Raw genomic sequence first — 19,251 nt, forward strand, 5'->3', positions numbered from 1 at the left:
CCATATAATCATAAAGGCGAAAGATATGAAAAAATACGGTTCTTCTCAAATTTTGGTACATTTATGTATCTAAGTTTGAGGAGACCTTTATCTGCAAAAGAGAAATCGATGCTCTTCCACCCATAATTCGCTTTGCGGTCTTTATCTTGTTGACCGAACCTTCAAGGATTCCATTGTTCAATTTGCTAGCAATAGAATTATTGATGGCGGAATAGTCCTTAATCAGTCCTTTGGCAAACTTTTCCATTTTCTCATTACCACATCCTATGACCATGTTAATCCATTTGTACAAGTTCATTTTGACCTCTCCGCTCAAAATGCCTTGAAATGTTGTTATATAATAGGCTAAATCGGTAATATGCAAGTCCTGCAGAAACAATCTGACTGTATCAGTCTTGGTTTTCCAGTTGAAGTGAACTATTGAATTCCAAAGGTCATACTCTTCGCTCCTGATAGTTGCCTTTGCAAGAAATGCCTTGTAGGCATCATCGTATGCCTTCCAGTCTTCCTTCCATTTTTCTCTCAGTAGAAAAAGAAGTCTTTTCAGTATTTCTTTCTTCTCTGTAGAATGTAACCCCTTGGTAACCACAGAGTAATCCAATGACTTTTTACAGAGAATCCTGTTTGTAATAGATTCTATGGCTTTGTAAGCCCTTAGTTGCGTTGGGTTGAGCAAGTCCTCATATTTGGTGTTCCTTAGCTTTCCCATCTTAAATCCATCAAACCCTGTTTTGTCATGGATTTCACTCAAAGTCAGTCCTTGCCTTGCATAAAGATCCATGAAAGTGTTCCATTCAGCCATTTTCTTGATTCTTCTTGTATCCTTGCACATCGATTCCAAGACTGCATATATGCTGGTATAAAGCCAACCTCTACTTATTTGTGGCTTAATGGGACCAACTAGACCTTGAGTCAGCAACTCCATTCTCTTATGCAAAAACTCCTGCAGAATCTTTGGAAAGACTGCGCTCGTCAAGTCTTCAATGACATGGAATTTGTCTGTGATAGCATGTGCTGATGGGGCTCCTTGCTTGATAGCCTTAATGAAGCATCGTCCCCTATCACGAGTGATAGTATCGACTTTCTTGTATTGTTTCAAGACATTTGCCACAATCGAAGAATCTCTAGAGTCTATCAGTTCCAAAATCTCGCCTGTGTCATGGTCTACGATAACACTGCCATAGGTATGTCCCTTTCTCTTGGCAAAGTCATCTATGCCTATATTCCTGGCAGTCCTGTCTGGAAGTCTTTGGATCTTTTTCAAATGATTTATGCAAGTATTTGGACAGCAGGTGATTCCCATCTTTCTCATGACCTTGGAGGTCGACACAGATGACATATGTATATGAAGCTGGTTCATCAACTCTATGCATCTTACACTGAATCTTGCATATTTGTTTAGCCACTTCGTCTGTTGCTCTACAAATATATGTTTATCAGACTGGCAGTAAAAACGGCGCATGTAAAGGGTGAGAACAAACCGTTTACACCCTAAAGGACACATCGTGACCGTTCTCTTTTGCCAGCCACGGGTATGAGTGGTTTTCTGGCCACAACGGTCGCAGAAGGCATGGGTAGCCGTACTCACGAGAACCATTTTGAGTTCCGTGGAAGAGAAGTCACAACTTGTGATAAAAAAGCCATCTATGGCAGGAAAAATGTCCATAAGAAGTTTTTCTCCGGCCATAGAAGCATTTATATCGGATTTTATTTGGTTGTTCCTTATCTTTTTTATAATTTTGCATCTGTTAGCGATTGTATCCATTGTAAGTCATATTTTATGATCACTTTAAACTTACATATTTTTGGAGACAATCGCTAATTTTTTATATTAAACTTTCTCAAAAATATTGCTCCTTCATATAAAAATTGGGGCTTTGTACTAAAATTTGAGAAGAACCAAAAATACTTGTCAAGAAACATAGACCAGGCTTTGCTGGAATGGAAGGATAATCCTCGAAGAAAACCTCTTTTGGTGAGGGGCGCCCGACAGGTAGGCAAGTCGAGCACCATTCGGCATTTGGGCAAGAGCTTCAAATATTTTTTGGAAGTTAATGTGGAAAGAAATCCTGAGGTGATGGAATTCTTTAAGGGCAGTCGTGATGTGAAGAGCATTGCTGCTAAGCTATCCGACTTCTTTAATGTGCCGGTTGTTCCGGGCGAAACCCTTCTTTTCCTCGATGAGATACAAAAGAGCGAAGATGTCGTTCACAGCCTTTGGTTCTTTAAGGAAGATTATCCCGAACTTCATGTCATTGCAGCAGGTTCGCTCCTGGAGTTTGCGCTGAAGGATTTGTCATCGTTTGGGGTGGGCAGAGTAAGTTCACTGTTTGTTTATCCGATGTCTTTTGATGAATTCTTGACGGCAACGGGGCAAGAGGGACTTCTTAGAACCAAACGAAATAGTAGTCCTACGAATCCGCTGCCCGAGGCATTCTATAACAGATTAGTGGAGGCTTTTCGAAGTTATATGCTGGTTGGCGGTATGCCAGAAGCTGTGGCAACTTACATGGAGACAGGGTCTTATCGCTATAGTAGTGACATAGTGAATGAAATCATACAGGGGTATCAGGACGATTTTGCCAAGTACGGAGCCAAGGCAAATCCTCTGCTTTTGCGCCAAACTCTCATAAGCGTAGCACATCAGGCTGGAGCCAAGTTTGTTTACAGTAGGGTAGAAGGACAATATCGTTCGGCAGAAGTAAAGGTGGCTTTGGAGATGCTGAAGGATGCCAGACTAATCATCCCGATTTATCATACGGATGCCAATGGGGTGCCGCTTGGGGCTGAAATCAACGAGCGGGTTGTGAAATATCTTATCCATGATACTGGCGTGCTGCTTGGTATCCTAGGAATAGATGACGACATCGATGGCAGCATCAAGGAGATGATGGTGGCAGATTCCATCAATCTTGTTGACAAGGGACATGTGGCAGAGATGATGGCGGGCTTGGAACTTATCAAATATTCTTCTCCGCAGAAGCGGCATCAGTTGTACTATTGGCAAAACATGAACAAAGGTACTTGTGCCGAGGTTGATTATGTGATAGCTCGCAGTGGCAGCATAGTTCCGATAGAAGTAAAATCGGGTGTGAAGGGTTCCATGAGCAGCATGTATTCGCTGATGCGCAATCCGCAGAAGCATATAGAAATGGGCATCCGTTGTTCTCTTGAAAATTTTGGAACATTCGAGAGTCCCGATGGCAAGAAGATAGACATCATTCCTCTTTATGCTATCTCCAATTTGTTTGCGGAGAAGTAGATGGGGGATATAAAGAAATATCAAAAAAAACTAAGAATATGGCAAGAGCAACAGGTTCAATCAATTATTTGGAGCATCGCACGCCCTTGAAGGACGAAAGCGGTAAGTATCAGATACATCCGATGTTTGTGAAGCGAGACACCATTGACCAGGAGAAGATGGAGAAGCATGTTCGCGATCATTGTGCGATGAATGTTTCTTCCTTTATAGCTGCCCTGGAAACGCTGGAGGATGAGACGCTTTATGCCCTGGCGGATGGCAACGAGGTGAGGGTAGGCGATATGTTTATCGTCAAGCCTAAGTTGGGCGTGGTGCAGCATAGGGATAAGGAAGGAAATGAGTGGAAGAAGACCTTTCATGAGGGCGACCTGATTCCAGCCAACGAGGTGGATATCTGTGGTTTGGAGATTCAGCCCACGAAGGAGTTTCTTGAGAAGTTGCGTCGTAGGTCTAATGGTTGCAGTCGCCAGTATTGGGGAGTGAAGTCTGCTCCGAAGGAGGCAGAAAAGGAGTTTGCCGATATTGTGGAGATATGTCAGCAGCAGGGTTATATCACGGTGAAGGATATGATGAAGGAATTTGGCGTCACCCGCTATCATGCCAGCAAGGTGTTGAATGATCTCTGCGAGGAGCCTGCAGCCCGGATGTATGCCACCAAGGAAGGCCCCGTTACGCTCTATCGATTGAGGAAGAAGGAATAAAGATAGGAGGTGGGGATAAGCATCATTATGGGTCGGAAAGAGTATCTTCTAGAGTTGGAAAGAGCATCTTCTCAGGTTGGAGAAAGTATCTTTTCGGGTCGAAGGAAGTATCATTCCAGGTGCTAGAAAGTTCCTTCTCCATTGTTGCCACTAGGCTCGGCAGCTCTGCTGAGCCTAGTGGCAACACCTTGTTATCGTACAACTATACCCCCTTTAGTTGTACGGTTATAACCTGTTTAGTCGTACGACTATACACCCTATAGTTGTACAATCGTAGCTTTATTGTTGTACAACTATACACCTTTTAGTTGTACGACCATATTATGGTAAGCGGCTCCGCGTTTATACCTTGCATAATTCAAAAAAAACAGTAACAGCTGATTAAACAAATGCTGTTACTGCTTTTTCCATCGGTCAGGAAGTAAGTCTCTATATTTCTCCAGTGGGGTATTCGGTTGCCATTCAATGGTCTTTTCTATGACATCGCTAATGTATTCAAACAGATTGATGCCATTCAACTTGCATGAAATAGCTATAGAATATAGGATAGCTCCCCGTCTTGCTCCTTCGTGCGAGCCAAAGAACATAGAGTTTCTTCTTGATAGTGATATGTACCTCTGGATTCTCTCAATGTAGTTGTTATCGAGAGCCGTATCACCTCTTTTGAAGATGTCACAAATGGCATTATATTCATTAAGGGCATAGCCGACCGCCTGCGCCAAGGTAGACTTGGGCAGCAAATCCTTCCTGGAAGATATTTCCTCCAGTTTCTCCAATAAATCCTGTAAAATGTCTGGTGCGTATGACTGCCGATAGGCAAGATGGTCTTCAACGGTCCATCCATTTACCCCAACCTTATGTTTTTTGTCTTCTCGATAAAATCTGTTGATGATATCTACGACCTTCTGAGCATCCTTGTCCTCCTTGCCGCAGTCGATGAAGTCTCTCTTGACATGCTGTAGGCAGGCGATTCTCATAATGTCAGGATAAGCATCCGACTCCAGTTTCCGGTAAGGAGCATATGCATCACTCTGTATGGTACCTTTATAATCAGAGAATACGTTAAGTATGACCTGCTCAGAACGTGAACCATCCTCATATACGAAGAAGACAAGTCCCAGTTCAGGCGCACTTACAGCCCAGAGGTAGCCTTTCTTCGAACCCTTGTCCGTAGGCTTTGTCTTGGCTAACAGCACTTTATGATATGTCTCGTCTGCCGAGACATAATCCTGCTGCAACACTACTTGGCAGATAGCCTTATAGAAGTTTTCCAGTACATCGGCACTTCTGGCAATCAGCTTGTTTGCCGTAGCTTTCCTTAACGTAAACCCATTGTCGGCAAAGTATTTGGTAATTCGCTCTACCGGCATGGAATAGATGTATCGCATCTGCAGGAGACCTGCTGCAAAGGAAGGTGAATAGGAAGAATTCAACAACAGAGCCGGCGGAGTCTTCCCCGGATACATGATACTTCCATCCGTATAAGTGTTGATGTGATACACGGTCTTGATGAACTTGATGGGTTCCATGCTGTAACGTATACAGGTACGAGTCCCGAAGAGACGCAACGTCTTCAAAAGCTCTGCATCCATGACTGGATCTATCGTAACATGCACTTCTTTCATTTCGTAATGCATGTCACGCTTGGCTCCGTTGTTTTTGCGTGCCTTTCTTTTTTCGGCCTGCTCTTTTTTCTTCTTGTCAAATTCCTCCTGGGGCATCGAGTCTTGTGGATTCTTCTCCTGACGTTCGGACTTCTTGCCTGAAACGAGCTTGCCGAGTGCCTTGTTCTGACGATTCGCTTTGTCTATGGCGATTCCTTTCTGGACGAGTAGTTCTTCTAATGACTTTATACGTATAATGAGTTCGTTGACCTGTAGGGTCAGCGAACTCACTGTAGTATTAGCTTGCTGAAGTTGTTCGTTGGCAAGCTGAAGTTGTTCCTTCAAAAGTACTATAATTTCGTCCTTTGTCATAGTGCAAAGATACGAAAAAATATCGAGATATGCAAGTATTCTTATATATTATTTTTAGTTATTTTATTGATGTACAATATGTTAGAATTTTCCTGCCGCTACTATAGATTGAGTCTCTTTCTATATTTCATGCTTTTTAGGCAAATTCCGCTCATGATGGCCGATAGTGTCCTGTACGGCATTTTGCATTGTTTGTTCTTGGGGTCAAAGAATGGTAATTCAAAGGTTCCTCGCTCCAATCGCTTCTGGTACAGCAAGAAACCATCGCCATCCCACTTGAGCATTTTTACCTGCTGGCGGTTCTTGGAGAAGAAGATGAATACCGCACCACCAAGTGGCGGAAGTTCCAGCTCGGTTCTCACTATCTGATACAAGCCATTTATGCCCATGTTCATTCGTACGTATCTCTGGCAGACATAGTACTGGGTACTCTCATTCAATCCAAACATACTGCATCCTCCTTCTCATAAAGTTTCATCAACGCCATAACAGACTTGGCACATCCTTTTTTAACGGAAACCAAAGTTCCATTTGGAAAGGTTATGTTTATGCCATAAAGGAGGTCCTCCATAGGAAGATCTATGGTAGGAGGTTCCATAGGCACGAACATCATGCCTGTACTTGATGCAGATGCTTCTGCTTTTTCTCTGCGGGCTGCCTCCTGGGCTTGGCGGATTTCCTGCTTGGCACGTAAAACTGAATATCCTTTTTCGCACATCCAGTTCATCATGGTGCGATGATTTACATGTCTTTCCTTCAAGAAAGGAGTAAGTTGGGCCTTGGGGTTTCGATTCAGATAGACTAAGAAGGAATCCCAAGCCTTCTCAAAACGTTCGTTTGCTGTCATAATTTGTTTGATTTTAAAATGATGGTGCAAAGGTACGAACAAATGAGAAGACTACAATGGTATAAACGCGGAGCCGCTTACATATTATGATGATACTTCCATGATACATTGATGATACTTCTTGCCGCATTTTTCAAGAAGTGTCATTGATGTTAAGTTGTTAATCATCAGAAAGATAACTGGTATTTTGAGGGCAAAAATGAGACTATGAGACCTTTTTCACAGAAAAAACTTATTATAGATATAAAGATGTCGCCTGTTTACGTTGTCAAGTTTGCGACATCTTTATAATCCATTTCGTATTGTCTTTATATTACCATCAACAATTGCAGCAAAGCCTTAAAGCCACCTTTGTTCTTTTCTTCTTTGAATACTTTAAGAACTTTCTCCTTGATAATGTAATCCTTTAATTTCTCCCGATATGTAGGATGGGATAGTAATATCCATAGTTCCTTGTCAATGTAGGCGTATTTGGTATTCCTCTCCAGCCACGCTCTTGAAGGAGACTCGGTTTTTACTTCAGCATTTGTCCAGACCAAATGCCAGAACTTATCTGATTTCAAAAAATAGTACGGATAGTGTAAGGGGGTAAGATTCTCTTGATGAGCTTTCATGAAACACTCTCCGAAAACACCTTTGTATGTTGGTGCAATCTCCTCATACGTGAACTGGTTGACAGACTTTCCGTATTCTATCAGTTTGATGATAGATAGGATAAGTACTGGCTTGGCGATGATACGGACATGGCTTTTCCTATTGGTACATTGGTTCATCTTATCGATGAGCTCGCAATAGTAATCAAATGCCTTGTCATAGTCGAAAAATCTGAGATATGTAGTCATAACAGCTTCATTTTAATGGGTTTGACAACTTTTTCTGCAAAAATACAAAAATAATCCGAGATAAGTGCATGTATTTCGAAAAATATTGTTATTTTTGCAATTGCATTCTACCGCAGAAAGCCCGAAGGGCTGAGCGGGTGGGTGTGACTTTTATGAAATAGAGCGTTTACTAACGTTCGTCTGCGACTACTCGTAAACTTCGCAACTTTACCTTTAGTTGGACGTAGATGTGACAATGGTGAATGCTCACGGTGGGTGTATTATATCCTGCTGCGAACTGTCGTATGCATACCATAACTGTATGTTTTGGTATCGTGTATGACTATATGTTCGTACCTGGAATCATCATATACCATAACGTGGGCTTTCTGCATTGTCCGTCTCTTTCAACTAGGGCAATGCGAAGGCCTTCGAGTGGTGGGATGGGCAAGGAGAATCCCACGTTTCCGTTTTATAGAGGCCTAACAGAATACTAACACAACTCACGATACCGGGATTCTATCGCTTTGAAGAAGATAGATGTACAATAAATATACACTCTCTGGACATGAATCTTTTCCTTGCAAAACCTTATGGCTCACCAAGGGATATAACTTTATGATAGATGGAGGAAACTTCAATGCTTCTGATGCTGTAATAGCTTTGGGAGTAGGAAAAAACATGGTTTCTTCTATCCGATATTGGCTTAAGGTGTTTGGTATTTCCAATCAGGATGAGCCAAGCAGAATAGCAGATTATTTATTCGATGAATCAGAAGGCGTAGATAAGTACATTGAAAGTTTGGGAACTTTGTGGTTGCTTCACTACCTTCTGGTCAGTTTGAAAGAGGCAACGCTTTATCATATTACTTTTGTGCAATTCCAAAAAGAACGAAAGGTCTTTGAGAGGGAACAATTGGTGAACTTTGTGAAAAGACTGATGATAGAGGATGGAAAGGACAAAATCTTTAATGTGAATACCACCAAGAAAGATGTGGGTGTACTGTTGCAGAACTATGCCCAACCTTATAAGGCCAAGTCGTTTGAGGATTATTCTTCTCTTTTGATTGATTTGGATCTGGTAAGAACTGAAGATAATGGTAAGACGTTCGCCTTCAATATCGAAGGTAAGCGCAGGGTTCCGATGGAGATTTTCTTATATGCCATTCTTCAGGAAAAAGGCAAGGATAAGTCTGTATCATACGATACATTGCAGGAAATAGGCTTGATGTTCTGCATGACAGATGCTGAGGTCATTGATATGGCTCAGTCTATAGGTGAGCATTATTCTGAGTATGTACAGTATAGTGATAATGCAGGTATCCGTCAGCTATTGTTTAAGGAAGGTTCTTCTTTGAAGGACATTGATGTTTTAGATAAGTATTATAAGAATGCGACAGTTTAGTTTATCAGCAAACATAGAGGAAGGCTTTGCTAGTGAGGCCAAATATATCGTAACTCCTAATGCTCGCCAGGTGGCAGAGGGTATTGCGAATGGATTCCGTTCTGGAGTTCATTCTTATCCTCAAATCCGCAACCTATAGGGTTTAGTGGGATTTTGCTTGCAAAGCGACAAAATTCATTTTATTGTACATATTTCTTGCACAACAGAAATGTCGCAGACACAAAATCCCCTTACCCCATAAAGCGACTTGAGGTAATACGCTGGTTTAACCAGAAAAGCATGGTCTTTAACCAAAGTCTGTCTTGAACAGGTTGGCATAAGCATTGTTGTCTGAGTAAATATTCAATACATGCCTACGTGATGTCTTAATCCATTTCGCAGGAACAGAGATGAACTTGAAAACAAAGGTCTTGATTCTGCTGGTGGCACGCAATCCAAATTCATGGGTTTTCAATCTCTGCATAATAGCTTTGTAGAAGTTTCTGATGAGAGCTGTCATAAGCAGGAATACAGTATTCTGTGCCATGAACGATTTTGGCAATCGATTCCAGCCAAAGCCATTGTTCATGTCATCGAAGATGCGTTCCTTGCCACCACGAAGATTGTAGAATTCCACGATGTCTCTTGCACTCGACTTGTAATCGTTAGTCAGTATACATCTGTAGGTATATTCGCCTTCCCAAATGTCAAGGTCTCCATCTATTCGCCTTTGTCTCTGTATGACAAGACGATACGGTTTTCCTTTCCATTTCTCAACAAGGATGGAATTCAGCTCAAATTCAATACCGTTGATTTCAACAGTTTTCCATCCAGTCAAGGCAAACATGGAATCGTAGAAGGAAGAGCATCTGTTGGCACGAATATAAAAATGCCTGCAATGAGCCTCTACCATATCTACGATTTCCTCCGAGCATGAGCCGCAATCCATGCGGGCACGGGATATATATACTTCTGATGCCTCCAGTCGCTTGAAGATTCTTTCCAAAGTCTCTCTTTGGTTGAAGCGCACGTTTGTGTTGCCGTCTCTATTTTCAATACCGACAATCATGTCGTTAATGACTGCCACACCTGGACTATAGCCCAGGAACTTCTTGTAGGTTGGTTTTGCATCATGCTTCTCTGTTTCAATGAACTGATGGTCAAAGTCAAAATCATACTCTTGACCGGATTTCAATTGACCAGTAGCAAGCAGGGCTTTGATCAATAAGCAGTTCATCTTGTCTGCAGTATTGAAATCATAGGAGTTGCCAGAAGCAGATTTATAGGTGATGTTCTTACAAGTCAGTTCTTCGATAGCACGCAATATGGTGTCTGCGCTGCAAGTGCGAAGAGTTGGATGAAGAGACAAATGTTTCATCAAGTGAGTTGTAACATCCTCAATACATGAGCCGCCACAAAGATATACGCACATCAGAGAGCGTAGAATTTCGCTATATTGATAACCAAACATAGTGCATCTCAATCCCAAGGTGGAATCTATGGTTTGAGCTAAAAGAGCATCAAATTGCTCCATAATAGAAAAAATTCCTCCAAAAGGAGTGAGTTTCTCAGATTTTATTTGTATCTTTGCCATGTCATATTAGAGTTTTGCTTGTCTTCTTTTCGCAACACTAAGGTAAGTGAAAATTCTGACATGGCAAAATCCTGGGCAACTTTTTGTTGCTCAGGCACTTATAAATAATGTTAAACTATAGTGTTGCGGAATTAAGGCTTATACCATTATTGGCTCTTATGGAACAGGTAAGTCTAGTTTCTTATTGGCTTTGGAAAGAGACTTGATGGGAGGTAAGCAATATGAATTGTTGAATCCTTCTGAACTTTCCGAGAAGAAGAAGTTTGAAGTTCTTAAAATTGTTGGCGACTATAAGGAGCTGTCTGTCTTGTTGAGTCAAAAACTCTCTGTTGATGGCACAGCTGATAGCATTCTGGATGAACTCAAAACCAAGTATAATAAACTGAAGAGCCAGGGAAAATTCCTGGTTATCTTCATTGATGAGTTTGGCAAGGTTTTGGAGCATGCTGCCAAGAATAATCCGGAGCGTGAACTTTACTTCATGCAGAAATTGGCTGAGTTCGTGAATGTGCCATCCAGAAATATCCTTCTTCTGACTACGCTTCATCAGAATTTCAACGCTTACTCCCGTAAGTTGAATGAAGTACAGAAAGAAGAGTGGACGAAAGTAAAGGGGCGTTTCCAGGAATTGGTATTCGTAGAACCGATAGAGCAACTTCTCTATCTGGCTTCTACGCAGATTGATGCCGGTAGAACCATGCAAAATGAAGATTCTGTGATTGATTCACTGGCTTCGTTAGCAAAGAAGACTGGTTTTGTTTCTCAAAACTTTTCTGGAGTAACTGCGCAGGCATTGGCTCCGCTGGAGCCATTTGCTGCATACGTCATTACACAGGCCATTCAGAGATATGGACAGAATGAGCGTTCTTTGTTTTCGTTCTTGAATGCAAGGGGACGTAACTCTTTGTCTGAATATGAGGGGAAGATATATCAGCTTCAGTGCTGCTATGATTATATCTACTATAATTTCTACTCCTACCTGAAGGAGGCGAATGCCGACTCCATGCAATGGAGTTCGATGCAGGTTGCCATCGAGAGAGTGGAAGGTCAACTATGGGAAACCAAGTCAGACCTTGTAGATGCCATCAAGCTGGTGAAAGCCATCGGATTACTGAATCTTTTCGGCAATGCTTCATTTAAGATGAACCGTGAAGATACTGCCCTGTATGCCAAAACTGCTTTGAATATAGAAAACCCAACGGGGCTTTTAAAGAAGTTGGAGCAATTCAAGATTATCCGATATGCCAGCTATAAGTTCCGTTACATTCTTTTTGATGGCACAGATATCAATATAGAAGATGAAATCCGCAAGGCTGGTTTGGTGGTTAGCCGTCCTGTAAACTTTGTGGATGATATCAGAAACTATTGTTTCAAGAAGGTGGCTCCTGTCAAGGCTTGCTATTTCCAGAAAGGTACTCCAAGATACTTTGAGTATGAAGTGCTGGGTGAAGGAGTGGACAAGACTCCTACTGGCGATACTGATGGATATATTCAGTTGATCTTCTCTTCCCATAAGAAAGTGTTGGAGGAGACTTGCGAGCTGAGTGAAAAGAGTGAGAATGCCATCATCTTTGTTTGTTTCAGAAATACAGACGAGTTGGTGTCTCACCTCTATCTGATAGAAAAGTACAAATATATATTGAGCAAGGTGTTGGTAGATAAATCTGATAAGGTTGCTATCAACGAAATCAATAATCTGATGGAATATGAGAAAGTGGTTCTCAATAAATCTATCAGTGATAGCTTGTTTGCATATAATGGAGATGTAACTTGGATTTTTAAGGGCGAGGAAAGAGAGGTTTGCTCCTTAAGAGACTTCAACCAGTTGCTGTCAGTGGTATGCGATGAGATTTATTCTCAGACTCCAGTGATGAACAATGAATTGTTCAACAAGCATAAGTTGAGTGGTTCAATCTCTAGTGCGAAAGGTAAGTACCTGGCTGCATTGCTGAACCAGAGCAATGAACAGGACTTAGGATTCCCTGGCGACAAGTTCCCACCGGAGAAAACCATTTATTATTCTCTCTTGAAGAGTACGGGGCTTCATGTGAATGGAGAGTTTACTGATGTGCCATCCAATGAAGGAATCATGCCTTTGTGGGATGCATGTGAGGAATTCCTGAAATCTACGACTTTCAAGCCTCGTAAGATTTCTGAGCTGATTAAGAAGTTGTCAGCAAAACCATATAAGCTGAAGCAGGGATTCCTGGATTTCTGGATTCCCACCTATTTATATATAAAGAAGCAGGATTTCTCTCTGTATGGAACCAATGGAGCATACATCCCAAATATCAACATGGAGTTCTTTGAGTTGTTGCAGAAGCATCCGGGAGAATATCTGGTCAAGGCATTCGACGTGACAGGTGTTAAGGTGCAGATATTCAACCAGTATCGTAAGTTCCTGAATGTTGAAGCCATGGGAAGTATCAAGAGCGATGATTTCATAGAAACCATCAAGCCATTCTTTTTCTTCTATAACAAGAGATTGAATGATTATGCCAAGCATACCCGTAAGTTCAATCATGAGCAGACGGTAAGATTCCGTGATACTCTGGCTAGGGCAAAGGACCCGGAGAAGACTTTCTTCGAGGATTTGCCAGAGGCTTTGGGCTACGATAAGGAAGCTTTGCAGAATCCGGATAAGGTACAGGAGTTCTGTTATGTCATCAATCGGGCTGTGAAGGAACTTCGTTCTTGCTATTCTGATATGATAGACCGTGTGGAAGGTCGCTTGTTGGAAACATTGGGCATCGAGTCATACGATTATTCTGAATATGTGGTAGAGATTAGAAAGCGTTTGGCTCATGTCAAGGAATATCTCCTGACAGATAGACTGAAGGAATTCTATCAGCATGTGATGGCTGAGTTTGATAACCGCAATGAGTGGTACCAGTCTATTTGCTATACGGCATTGGAGCAACCTTTGGAGCGATTGCGCGATGAGCAAGAAGAAAAACTGATTGACAGTTTGCTTATGCTCTTTCATGAATGTGAGAAATATTCTGATATATCCAAGGTGGCAGAAGATGAATCGGATGAAATTTATTCGTTGGATTTGGTTTCAACAAAGGGCAGCAATATCCATTCCCAGACTTTCAGATTGCCAGAAAGCGAGATGCAGAAGGCTGAGGAATTGGAAAAAAGCATCGACAAGCTACTCGATGGCATTGGAAATGACAATGTATCGGTATGTACATTGTTGAAAATATTGAATAAGAAGCTGGGTAAGTAGCCGCTTCCTTAAAAATGAATAGAGCAAAATGAAAGTAAGAAATATTTTAGGAATATCTGGCGGAAAGGACAGTGCGGCTTTGGCCATCTATCTCAAGCAGAAATACCCAAACTTAAAGATTGAGTATTATAATTCTGATACTGGCTGTGAATTGGCTGAGACGGAATTGCTGATTGATAGATTGAGTGCTTATCTGGGAAACATCAAAAGACTTAGGGCTGCTGAAGACAGTCCTGAGCCTACGCCTTTTGAGCATTTCCTAAAGGCAGCAGGAGGATTCCTGCCATCGCCACAAGCTCGATGGTGTACCAAGAAGATGAAACTTGATGAGTTTGAAAGATATGTAGGTGATGACTATGCGGTATCATATGTTGGTATTCGAGGTGATGAAGACCGTGATGGTTATGTGTCTTCAAAACCTAATATTCAGTCTGTCTTTCCTTTCAGAAGAAATATCTGGAGCGTGGATGTCATCAATAAGTTCTTGCACAAAGAAAACCAGGAGCAGATTATCGACATCTACGATAAGTTAAGCCCTGAGGGATTGATGAAGGAAGACTTGATGGATGTGTTGAAGAAACCGATTACCAAGCAATTCTACTATTCCAAAAAGCTGAATGCATTGTTGGATATAGACGTGAAGATGTTTAACCATGCCGTCTTTGAATACTTGAAGACTACGGATTATCCTGTTGGTCATCTGGATTCATTCCCTTTGATAGATAACGACGAGGTGCTTGTAAAGGAAGATATCTTCAAACTGCTGAGGGATAGTGGAGTAGGAGTACCATCTTATTATGAGGAAATTCCTTTCGAGGTGGATGGTAAGACGGGAACCTATTGCAGAAGCCGAAGCGGCTGTTATTTCTGCTTCTTCCAGCAGAAGATAGAATGGATCTGGCTCTATGAGCAGCATCCTGACTTATACGAAAAGGCAATGTCGTTTGAGAAGGATGGTTATACCTGGATTCAGAATGAGAGTCTGGCAGACTTGATAAAGCCGGAGCGTATTCGCCAGGTGAAACTGGATATCATCAAGCGACAGGAAACAAACAAAAATAAGAACAAAGGCACGAGTCTTGCCGAACTCTTCGGTGATGAATATGTTTGTGCCAACTGTTTTATTTAGAACTATATAATTAGAATATAATCGGAGGAACGTCTATGTTGAAAGATGTAGAATGGGCTAAGGATGGAACCTATATACCTGGAGAAGAATTTTCTCCAGAAAGGTTCTTTAATGATGGATTGAAGAACAGTTGCAGTTTCGACCTGCAACTGGGTTATTTCAGTTCTGCCACTATTAGTGTATTGGCAGAAGGCTTTGCTACGTTTATAGCAAATGGCGGGGTTATGCGTCTTATCATCAACCAGATTGTTTCTGAAGAAGATAAGGAAGCTATCCAGAAAGGAGTCTTTGGTGATGTGGTAGATTGTATGGATCTGTCTGATTTTGAGTCTCTTCGAAAGACATTTGATGAGTATCAGAATCAGTTTTTCAGATGCTTGGCGTATCTGATTTCTCAAAATAGAATTCAAATCAAAATCATTAAGCCAAAGAAACATAAGGGAATAGCTCATACCAAGACAGGGCAATTTCGTGATGATGATACCATTACTTCGTTCACTGGTTCAGCCAATTTTACAATTAATGGTTTGCTTTATAACATAGAGGAAATCAAGATAGACCGAAGCGATTCTCCTGATGAGATGACTCAGAATAGAATCAAATCTCAAAGAGCAAAGTTTGAGCTTATCATGAATGAGCAGGAAAGCGATATAGAGTATCTGTCTCCAAGCCAGTTGGAGACGGCAGTATCGTCATGTTATCAGGACACGACCATAGAAGAGCTGTTAGATGTAGAAAAGAAGTTGGACAGAATTCGCCAGGAACGAAAAGCTCAAAAGGCATTTATGGGTGTAGATATGGTTAGGGAGGACATTTGTCTGGAAGAGATAACTCCACGTTTTCCATATCCATCAGGTCCAAGAGAATACCAGCAGCAGGCTTTTGAAAACTGGAAAAACAATAAGCAGAAAGGCCTTTTTGCCATGGCCACAGGAACGGGTAAGACAATTACCTCGCTGAATTGCTTGTTGGAGATTTATAAACGATATAAGTACTATAAGGCGATAATATTAGTTCCAACTCAAACATTGGTTGAGCAATGGATTGGTGAATGTAAAAAGTTTGACTTCTCAAAGATATATACAGTGTACTCTAAGAACCCTAATTGGCGTGATGAGATAGAACTATTGCATTTGAAGGAAGACTTTATTCGTTTAAATGAGGAAAATTCGTTTATAATTATTTCGACTTATTCTTCATTTGTGAGGGCTAATGTGTTTCCATCTCTCAATTCTTTTCCAAAGAATAAAACTTTATTGATAGCTGATGAGGCTCACAATATGGGTTCAAAGAGAGTGCTTGATAGAATGGATAGTATTAAGTATCTAAGAAGGATTGGCTTGTCTGCTACACCTTCGCGTCAGTTTGATGATTTGGGAAATCAGAAAATCAATGAGTTCTTTGGTAGTACTGAAGGTTTTACATTTGAGTATTCGATGAGAGAAGCAATAGATAATGGCTTTTTATGTCGTTATTATTACTATCCTCATGTTGTAAGATTGAATGACACAGAGATGTCTGAATATCTTGAAATATCAAGGAAACTATCTAAATTTTATAATTTTGATAAAGATTCGTTTGCTCAAAGTAATGACATTCTGATGGCTCTGTTGCTAAAACGCAAAAGAATAATTCATAAGGCTCAGCAAAAAGAGATAATCTTTGAGTCTATACTCAAGGAGCGTTATAAAGAAAAGGGCAATTTAAAATATACTTTGGTTTACGTGCCAGAAGGCAACAAACCGGATTCTATTGCTGATGTTTTTGATACGACAGATTCTTTGAGTATTGATGAAGAGTCAGTGCATTTGATAGATAGATATACTCAGATAGTTTGCGGTATTAGTCCCAAAACCACGGTATGTGAATTCATATCGGATTCCAAAGAACGTTCAAGAATATTGAATGATTTTGCTTGTGGAAAATTGGAGGTTCTTACTTCTATGAAGTGTTTGGATGAAGGTGTAGATGTGCCTCGGAGTGAGATGGCAATTTTCTGTGCAAGTACTGGAAATCCAAGACAGTTTGTACAAAGAAGGGGTAGAATCTTACGTAAGCATAAAGACAAGTATCGAGCTGTCATACATGATCTGATAGTAGCTCCTTGGATTAGTACTGCAGAAGATAGCTACAAGATGGAACGCAATCTGTTGGAAACAGAGTTGAAGCGAGTTCGTGACTTTGCTTCTTTGTCTGAAAATTCAGATTATACTTATAGAGAATTAGAAGATATTACATCATATTATAACTTAACTATATTATAATTATGGCATATGCAAGTAACAATGATAAAATGTTAGAAGCAGTATTGACAGATTTGGATTTAATGAAGTTTGGAAAATATACTCCATCAGAAATCACTTCTGTTTATCAGGCTGTTTCTTCTGACAATCCTGTTGTCAGTACAGTTGCTCAAATCATTCAACGATCATCTGAAGGAGCAACAGAGAAAGAAATTTATAAGGAAGTAACGGAATATTTAAAGAAAAACGTATGATAATAAAAGATATTATAATTAAGAACTTCCGTAGTTATTATGGAGAGAATAAGTTCACCTTTTCAGATGGACTTACTCTAATTGTTGGTGACAATGGTGATGGTAAAACTACATTTTTTGAGGCGTTGCAATGGTTGTTTGAGACGATGGTAGAAAGAAACACCATAGATAATGCTTCTGAAATGCGTAAGTCTAAACTGGAAATAGGTGAGAGTGACGAAGTATATGTGGCTATGACTTTTGATCACGATGGTGAGAAAAGTATAGAGAAGAGTTATACTTTTGAACGTACTTCAGAAAATACATTTTCTACTAGTAAAGTAACTTTCAATACTCTGTTAATTCTTATGTAATCGATTGAAAATGAGAGAGTTAATTAACGTAATATAACTAATAAAATTTGGTTAAGTGGCTGATTATCAGTAACTTTATAGTTCTCTAAGCTCAAAGTTATATGACATCAGAACCACTCAACCAATATACGGAAATATGCAGAGATGCTATCAAAAGTTCATCTGCAAAGTTAAGCAAAACTTTCGAGAGTCTACTCTTGGAAATACTTTTATTGTACATGACGATACAAAGAAAGATAAATTTCACTCAAATGGAGCGTTACGGCACCCATTGTGAGCAGACCTACAGAACGAACTTCAACCGTGGTCGTGCTAAATGCATAGACTGGGTGAAGTTCAACCTTGCCCTATGCCGACGTTACTTGAATATGGATGGTCTATTGGCTATAGCCATCGATCCGAGCTACATCAGCAAGTCGGGTAAGAAGACTCCGCATATCGGTACTTTCTGGTCCGGTTGTGCAAGTTCCATGAAGCATGGGCTTGAAATCATGGGGCTTGCACTTGTCGATGTCCATGCCAACAGTTGCATGATGCTGCGCGCCCATCAGACTCCATCTACTGGAGAATTGAAAATGCGTAACATGACTCTCGTGCAACATTACATAGCGGTCATCAAGCGTTATAAGAAGGATTTGTTGAAGGTCACCGATATTGTTGTCGCTGACGCTTTCTTCTCTATCCGTCCGTTTGTGGACGGAATCAAAGAGTGCGGTTTCCATCTTGTCAGCCGCTTCAGGGATACTGCGAGCCTATATTATGTGTATACGGGACCTCGTTCCAATAAGCCTGGACGTCCCAAGACACTTGACGGAAAAATCAACTACAAGAAACTTGACCTCACACGTATGGCAGAGTTGCATATTGAAGGACTTGAAGGCACAGCCTACACACTCATAGCCTATTCAAAGGCATTGAAGCAGAAAGTGCGCCTTGTCATTTGGGTTATGCCGAACGGAAAACACAAGCTTTTCTTCTCAACAAAGACATCCATGTCGGGTGAGGAAGTGTTGCGCACATACCGCTCAAGATTCCAAATAGAGTTTTGTTTTCGCGATGCAAAGCAATATACTGGTCTTACGCATTGCCAAGCAAGACACAAGAACCAGTTGGACTTTTCCTATAATGCATCATTCGCATCACAGAATGTTGCGAAAGTGATGATGAAGGAAAATGAATTGCCGTATTCCATGGCTTCTTTCAAGGAGATTATGGCAAGCACATACATCGCTAAATTAATTATCAACAAGTGTCGGAGAATACCGAACCGAAAGTTAATTAGTCATACTATCAAAGAACTCTTTGGCTGGCAACGTAAAGCTGCTTAGCCATTATCTCAAATTTTAACGAACTATTGAACTTTTAGAGGATACGAAAATACTAATGCAGGTCGCGAGCTTGTTGATGGTAAGGTGTTGATGAATAGATGCTTTGATGCGTTTATTCGTAGATTCAG

16 protein-coding genes are annotated in these 19,251 nt (G+C 40.9%); 10 read left to right on the forward strand and 6 right to left on the reverse strand.

What is annotated here, in order from left to right:
* Nucleotides 1-61 precede the first annotated feature (61 nt).
* On the reverse strand, nucleotides 62-1,765 hold the full coding sequence (locus KUA49_RS07080) for an ISL3 family transposase (RefSeq protein WP_318331673.1): 1,704 nt from the start codon (nucleotides 1,763-1,765) through the stop codon (nucleotides 62-64).
* 144 nt (nucleotides 1,766-1,909) lie between these two features.
* On the opposite strand from KUA49_RS07080, the gene KUA49_RS07085 reads away from it, so the two are divergent.
* Together KUA49_RS07085 and KUA49_RS07090 are read left to right on the forward strand one after the other, a co-directional pair.
* Complete coding sequence (locus KUA49_RS07085; protein ID WP_218413622.1) at nucleotides 1,910-3,262, forward strand: ATP-binding protein; 1,353 nt, start codon at nucleotides 1,910-1,912, stop codon at nucleotides 3,260-3,262.
* Between the two features lie 38 nt (nucleotides 3,263-3,300).
* Nucleotides 3,301-3,963: a hypothetical protein gene (locus KUA49_RS07090; RefSeq protein ID WP_203049676.1), complete on the forward strand. Its 663-nt coding sequence runs from the start codon at nucleotides 3,301-3,303 to the stop codon at nucleotides 3,961-3,963.
* 395 nt (nucleotides 3,964-4,358) lie between these two features.
* Here the strand turns inward: KUA49_RS07090 and tnpC are convergent, their stop codons facing one another.
* The 4 genes from tnpC to KUA49_RS07110 form a co-directional block, all read right to left on the reverse strand.
* The gene (tnpC, locus tag KUA49_RS07095; RefSeq protein WP_318331635.1) at nucleotides 4,359-5,939 is read right to left on the reverse strand and encodes an IS66 family transposase; all 1,581 of its coding nucleotides are present in this window, start codon (nucleotides 5,937-5,939) and stop codon (nucleotides 4,359-4,361) included.
* A 101-nt stretch (nucleotides 5,940-6,040) separates the two neighbouring features.
* A complete protein-coding gene (tnpB, locus tag KUA49_RS07100) occupies nucleotides 6,041-6,388 on the reverse strand; it encodes an IS66 family insertion sequence element accessory protein TnpB (protein WP_218413625.1) in 348 nt (115 codons plus the stop codon).
* Complete coding sequence (locus KUA49_RS07105) at nucleotides 6,376-6,786, reverse strand: hypothetical protein (RefSeq protein WP_270532637.1); 411 nt, start codon at nucleotides 6,784-6,786, stop codon at nucleotides 6,376-6,378. Before KUA49_RS07105 ends, tnpB begins: the two co-directional genes overlap by 13 nt.
* 308 nt (nucleotides 6,787-7,094) lie before the next feature.
* Complete coding sequence (locus KUA49_RS07110) at nucleotides 7,095-7,628, reverse strand: hypothetical protein (protein ID WP_218413624.1); 534 nt, start codon at nucleotides 7,626-7,628, stop codon at nucleotides 7,095-7,097.
* A gap of 519 nt (nucleotides 7,629-8,147) precedes the next feature.
* Between KUA49_RS07110 and KUA49_RS07115 the strand changes: the two genes are divergently transcribed.
* Complete coding sequence (locus tag KUA49_RS07115) at nucleotides 8,148-9,011, forward strand: DUF4007 family protein (protein WP_203041048.1); 864 nt, start codon at nucleotides 8,148-8,150, stop codon at nucleotides 9,009-9,011.
* Complete coding sequence (locus KUA49_RS07120) at nucleotides 8,998-9,150, forward strand: hypothetical protein (RefSeq protein WP_218413623.1); 153 nt, start codon at nucleotides 8,998-9,000, stop codon at nucleotides 9,148-9,150. The genes KUA49_RS07115 and KUA49_RS07120 overlap by 14 nt, the downstream gene beginning before the upstream one ends.
* A 147-nt stretch (nucleotides 9,151-9,297) precedes the next feature.
* Here the strand turns inward: KUA49_RS07120 and KUA49_RS07125 are convergent, their stop codons facing one another.
* Nucleotides 9,298-10,584, reverse strand: a complete 1,287-nt coding sequence (locus KUA49_RS07125; RefSeq protein ID WP_055235773.1) for an IS1380-like element IS942 family transposase — start codon at nucleotides 10,582-10,584, stop codon at nucleotides 9,298-9,300.
* A gap of 190 nt (nucleotides 10,585-10,774) precedes the next feature.
* Between KUA49_RS07125 and KUA49_RS07130 the strand changes: the two genes are divergently transcribed.
* The 6 genes from KUA49_RS07130 to KUA49_RS07155 all read left to right on the forward strand — a co-directional run bounded on the left by KUA49_RS07130 (nucleotide 10,775) and on the right by KUA49_RS07155 (nucleotide 19,123).
* A complete protein-coding gene (locus KUA49_RS07130) occupies nucleotides 10,775-13,816 on the forward strand; it encodes a hypothetical protein (RefSeq protein ID WP_218413580.1) in 3,042 nt (1,013 codons plus the stop codon).
* Nucleotides 13,817-13,844: 28 nt separating this feature from the next.
* On the forward strand, nucleotides 13,845-14,945 hold the full coding sequence (locus KUA49_RS07135; protein ID WP_218413579.1) for a phosphoadenosine phosphosulfate reductase: 1,101 nt from the start codon (nucleotides 13,845-13,847) through the stop codon (nucleotides 14,943-14,945).
* Between the two features lie 35 nt (nucleotides 14,946-14,980).
* On the forward strand, nucleotides 14,981-17,209 hold the full coding sequence (locus KUA49_RS07140) for a DEAD/DEAH box helicase family protein (protein WP_218413578.1): 2,229 nt from the start codon (nucleotides 14,981-14,983) through the stop codon (nucleotides 17,207-17,209).
* A gap of 2 nt (nucleotides 17,210-17,211) precedes the next feature.
* Complete coding sequence (locus KUA49_RS07145) at nucleotides 17,212-17,442, forward strand: hypothetical protein (protein ID WP_203049667.1); 231 nt, start codon at nucleotides 17,212-17,214, stop codon at nucleotides 17,440-17,442.
* Entirely contained in the window at nucleotides 17,439-17,795 is a 357-nt protein-coding gene (locus KUA49_RS07150; protein ID WP_218413577.1) for an AAA family ATPase, read from the forward strand. The genes KUA49_RS07145 and KUA49_RS07150 overlap by 4 nt, the downstream gene beginning before the upstream one ends.
* A 218-nt stretch (nucleotides 17,796-18,013) precedes the next feature.
* Nucleotides 18,014-19,123, forward strand: coding sequence for a transposase (locus KUA49_RS07155; RefSeq protein ID WP_318331683.1), 1,110 nt, complete (start codon nucleotides 18,014-18,016; stop codon nucleotides 19,121-19,123).
* Nucleotides 19,124-19,251: the final 128 nt, after the last annotated feature.

Source organism: Segatella copri (genome assembly GCF_019249655.2).
Classification (GTDB): domain Bacteria; phylum Bacteroidota; class Bacteroidia; order Bacteroidales; family Bacteroidaceae; genus Prevotella.